The following is a 4,497-nucleotide window of genomic DNA, read 5'->3' on the forward strand; positions in this document are numbered from 1 at the left end:
CCGGACCGGCCGGTCCGGACCGGTGCCGGGATCAGTGGAAGAAGTGGCGCGTCCCCGTGAAGTACATCGTCACGCCCGCCTTCCTGACGGCCTCGACGACCTGCTCGTCACGGATCGAGCCGCCCGGCTGGACGATCGCCCTGACCCCCGCCTCGATCAGGATCTCGGGGCCGTCGGGGAAGGGGAAGAAGGCGTCGGAGGCCGCGTACGAGCCGCGGGCCCGCTCCGCACCGGCCCGCTCGACCGCCAGCTTGCAGGAGTCGACCCGGTTGACCTGGCCCATGCCGACGCCGACCGAGGCACCGTCCTTGGCGAGCAGGATCGCGTTGGACTTCACCGCGCGGCAGGCCTTCCAGGCGAAGGCGAGCTGTGCGAGTCCGTCGGCGTCGAGCGGCTCGCCGCAGGCCAGGGTCCAGGTGGCCGGGTCGTCGCCGTCGGCCTGGAGCCGGTCGGTGACCTGGAGCAGCGCACCGCCGTCGATGGTGGTGACCTCCACACGGTTCGCCGGGCCGTGCGGGGCCTTGAGGACGCGGAGGTTCTTCTTCCGGGTGAGGACCTCCAGGGCCCCCTCCTCGTAGTCGGGCGCGACGACGACCTCGGTGAAGATCTCGGCGACCTGCTCGGCCATCTCCTTGCTGACCGGCCGGTTCACGGCGATCACACCGCCGAAGGCGGACAGCGGGTCGCAGGCGTGCGCCTTGCGGTGCGCCTCGGCGACGTCCGCGCCGATGGCGATGCCGCACGGGTTGGCGTGCTTGACGATCGCCACGCACGGCTCGTCGTGGTCGTACGCGGCACGGCGGGCGGCGTCCGTGTCCGTGTAGTTGTTGTACGACATCTCCTTGCCGTGCAGCTGCTCGGCCTGCGCGAGACCGGCGCCGCCGGCGTCGAGGTAGAGCGCGGCCGGCTGGTGCGGGTTCTCGCCGTAGCGCAGGGTGCGCGCACGCTCCCAGGTGGCGCCGAGGAAGTCGGGGAAGCCCGACTCGTCGACGGGCGCGTACTCGGAGGCGAACCAGGAGGCGACCGCGACGTCGTAGGCGGCCGTGTGCTGGAAGGCCTCGGCGGCCAGGCGCTTGCGGGTGGCGAGGTCGAAGCCGCCGGAGGCGACCGCGGCGAGGACGTCGGGGTACCGCTCGGGGCTGGTGACGACCGCGACCGACGGGTGGTTCTTGGCGGCGGCGCGGACCATGGAGGGGCCGCCGATGTCGATCTGCTCGACGCACTCGTCGGGCGAGGCGCCGGAGGCGACGGTCTCCCGGAACGGGTAGAGGTTGACCACGACCAGGTCGAACGGCTCGACGCCCAGCTCCTCGAGCTGCCGCCGGTGGTCCTCCAGGCGCAGGTCGGCGAGGATGCCGGCGTGGACCTTGGGGTGCAGGGTCTTGACCCGGCCGTCCAGGCACTCGGGGAAGCCGGTGAGGTCCTCGACCCTGGTGACGGGCACACCGGCCGCGGCGATCCGCCCGGCGGTGGAGCCGGTGGAGACGATGTCGACACCGGCCTCGTGCAGCCCGCGTGCGAGCTCCTCCAGGCCGGTCTTGTCGTAGACGCTGACGAGCGCGCGCCGGATGGGCCGCTTGTTGCTCTCGGCGGTCACTGGATGATTACCTTTCGTCCCTCGATGCGATGGCCGTTGCGGGCGATCCGCCCCACGACCTCGACGAGCAGCCTTCGCTCGACTTTCTTGATGCGCTCGTGCAGCGCGCTCTCGTCGTCCTCGTCCCGGACCTCGACCACGCCCTGGGCGATGATCGGGCCGGTGTCGACGCCGTCGTCGACGAAGTGGACGGTGCAGCCGGTGACCTTGACGCCGTACGCGAGGGCGTCCCGTACGGCGTGGGCCCCCGGAAAACTGGGCAGCAGGGCGGGGTGCGTGTTGATGAACCGCCCGCCGAAACGCGCGAGGAACTCCTTCCCCACGATCTTCATGAATCCGGCGGAGACGACGAGGTCGGGCTCATGGGCGGCGACGGCCTCGGTCAGGGCCGCGTCCCACTCCTCGCGTGTGTCGTAGTCCTTGACCCTCCGCACGAAGGTCGGCAGCCCGGCGCGCTCGGCACGCGCCAGTCCCTCGATGCCGTCGCGGTCGGCGCCCACGGCGACGACCCGGGCGCCGTACGTCTCGGCACCGGTCGCGGCGATCTCGTCGAGGAGCGCCTGCAGATTGGTGCCGGATCCGGAGACCAGCACGACGAGGCGCTTGGCCACGGGCTTGGCGGCCACGGTGAGGCCCTTTCTCGGGGAAGCTGTTTGTGCGGTCGTACGAATGCTTCGTGCCCCCGGATACGGGGAAGCCTACGAAGCAGCCGACCGTCAGCAACGATACCGGCACAGCCGACCGGCCCCCCATGGGACGGGGGGCGGGCCGGGAGGTAGCGTCAGGGAGGAGCTGGTACGGGAACGCACCACCTGCACCGTGCGTTCACCAAGCGACGGGTTCGTGCCCGGGGCGTACGGCGCCCCGCGGGAGGGACCGGACGTGCCAGACCGGACGTGCCAGACCAGTTGTGACTCACCTAGGGGAAGACGCTCACTTGATGCCGGACCGCAGCCTGCGACTCCTCACGCACCCTCCGCAGACGGCGCAGGGAGGGCGGCGCGGTGCCGTGCTGCTGAGGGAGCACCCGCCCTCGCCGCCGGACGCCCCCGCGGACGGACGCGGTGACGGCCCCGGCGGCACGGCCTCGGACCACAACCCCTTCGCGCCGCCCCCGGAGGGTGCCCCCGACCGGCCGTGGCAGCCCCGCTACCCGGCCGGCGGCAGCCCCCGGGAGGACTCCTCCGGCGGTCCCTCCGACGGCTCCGACGGGCCGGGCCAGGGCGGCCGGTCCCCGTGGGGCGGGCGGTGGAGCGACCGCCAGCCGGACCGTTCCTCCGGCGGCTTCGGCGAGCGTCCGCAGCGGCCCGGCGGCGGTACGCAGGGCCCGGGCATGCGCTGGGACCCCACGGACCCCGTCCAGCGCCGCGCGCGGTACGCGCTGCTGGCCGGCATGTGGGCCTTCTTCTTCGCCCTGTTCAGCTGGACCTATGTGGCCCTGCTGCTCGGTGCGCTGGCCCTGTACTGGGGCATCAGCTCCCTGCGCGCCAAGCCGCGCGGGCACGACGCCGGCACACCGGCCCCCACGGGCCGCCCGCAGGCGACGGCCGCGATCAGCGGTCTGGTCACCGCGTCGCTGGCGCTCGCCGTGGTCGCCACGTCCTTCGCCGCGCAGCTGGTCTACCGGGACTACTACACGTGCGTGAACGACTCCCTCACCCAGCAGGCCAAGCAGTCCTGCGACCGGCATCTGCCCCCTGAGCTGCGCGGGGTGCTGGGGGACAACCGCTGACGGGGCGCCGGACGACGGCGCCCGGCACAGTGCCGCGAAGCGCCGGGCGGGGTCACCGCCCGGCGGACGGGTCCGCCGGTCCGCCGTCCCCGGAGGGCGGCGGGGGGTTCCCCGCCGCCGTGCCGTCCTTCGCCCCCGCGCCGCCCGTCCTCGTCTCGCCCGCCGTCGTCCCGGCCGGCTCGGTCCCGCCGGGCCGCGCTTCCTCCGGTCCCGTGTCCCCTTCCGGCGCCGTGGCCCCTTCCGCCGGCTTCTTCGGCGCCGTCCCGCGGACGCGGCGGGCACCGTCGTCGTCCGGCCAGGAGGAGGCGGGTCCGGGCACCGACGGCTCGAGGGGCAGCACGTCGTACGGCTCGAGGGCGGCGTCGTAGGCGTGGGAGGCGCGGGAGGCCGGTGCGGACCGCGGCGGCGGCAGGCTCCTGGTCCGCCGCCGCGGGAACAGGCTCCGCCGGCGTACGCGCCCGCCCTCGGCCGAGGGCTCCGGGGCCGCCGCGGCGGCCCGGCCCGCCCGGGGCGTGCCGTCCGCCCTCCCGGCTCCCTCGGTCCCGGCTCCCTCGCGCGCCGGCGTCCGGGCCCCGCGGCAGCGCCACGCCCGCAGCACCGCCGCCGTCGGCACGGCCGCCGTCGCCGTCCACAGCAGCGCGGCCCCGCCCACCTGCCATCCCACCGGCCCGAACCGGGCGAGCGCGGCACCGCCGAGCGGGCCTCCCGCCAGGGCCGCGAACGCCCCGAGCACGGCCGCGCACACCAGGCACGCCAGCCCGGCCCCGGCCACGGTCCGCCGCCGCGACCACGCCCGCACCCGCACGGTTCCGCCCCGGGCGTCCCCGCTCTCCCGGACCGCCGCTCCCGCCACGAACCAGCCCATCGTCAGCCCGGCCGTCACCGGCACCGCCGCCGACGCCCAGTGGAGCGGGGTGCCGGGGCCCGCCTCCGGGACCGCGGCGAGCAGCGGAAAGGGCGGCAGCAGCGGGTGCGGGGAGGAGGAGAGCGGGCCGACGAGATGGCCGGAGCCGAGCAGAAAGCCGGGTCCGAGGCAGTACGCCACCGCCCACAGCACCGCGTTCGGCAGCAGCGCCAGGCACAGCAGCAGCACGGCGAACCGCCCAGGGGGCGTTCCTGGCGCTGACGGAGGGCTGGTCGGGGCGGTTCGCCGTGCTGCTGCTGTGCC

The 4,497-nt window shown here is 75.0% G+C and carries 4 protein-coding genes; 1 reads left to right on the forward strand and 3 read right to left on the reverse strand.

Going from position 1 to position 4,497, the window contains the following annotated elements:
- Positions 1 to 31: 31 nt before the first annotated feature.
- The gene (purH, locus tag CCN35_RS20560; protein ID WP_067394568.1) at positions 32 to 1,597 is read right to left on the reverse strand and encodes a bifunctional phosphoribosylaminoimidazolecarboxamide formyltransferase/IMP cyclohydrolase; all 1,566 of its coding nucleotides are present in this window, start codon (positions 1,595 to 1,597) and stop codon (positions 32 to 34) included.
- Positions 1,594 to 2,223 (reverse strand): phosphoribosylglycinamide formyltransferase, encoded by a 630-nt coding sequence (gene purN / locus CCN35_RS20565; RefSeq protein WP_067394571.1) that lies wholly within the window; start codon positions 2,221 to 2,223, stop codon positions 1,594 to 1,596. Before purN ends, purH begins: the two co-directional genes overlap by 4 nt.
- A 314-nt stretch (positions 2,224 to 2,537) precedes the next feature.
- On the opposite strand from purN, the gene CCN35_RS20570 reads away from it, so the two are divergent.
- Entirely contained in the window at positions 2,538 to 3,329 is a 792-nt protein-coding gene (locus tag CCN35_RS20570; RefSeq protein WP_067394574.1) for a hypothetical protein, read from the forward strand.
- A 52-nt stretch (positions 3,330 to 3,381) separates the two neighbouring features.
- On the opposite strand, the gene CCN35_RS20575 is transcribed toward CCN35_RS20570, so the two are convergent.
- Positions 3,382 to 4,497, reverse strand: a 1,116-nt coding sequence (locus CCN35_RS20575) for a cell division protein PerM (protein WP_245863302.1), incomplete at its 5' end; no start/stop codon positions are given.

Origin of the sequence: Streptomyces thermovulgaris, assembly GCF_002155915.1 — a bacterium.
In the GTDB taxonomy this organism is placed as follows: Bacteria; Actinomycetota; Actinomycetes; order Streptomycetales; family Streptomycetaceae; genus Streptomyces; species Streptomyces thermovulgaris.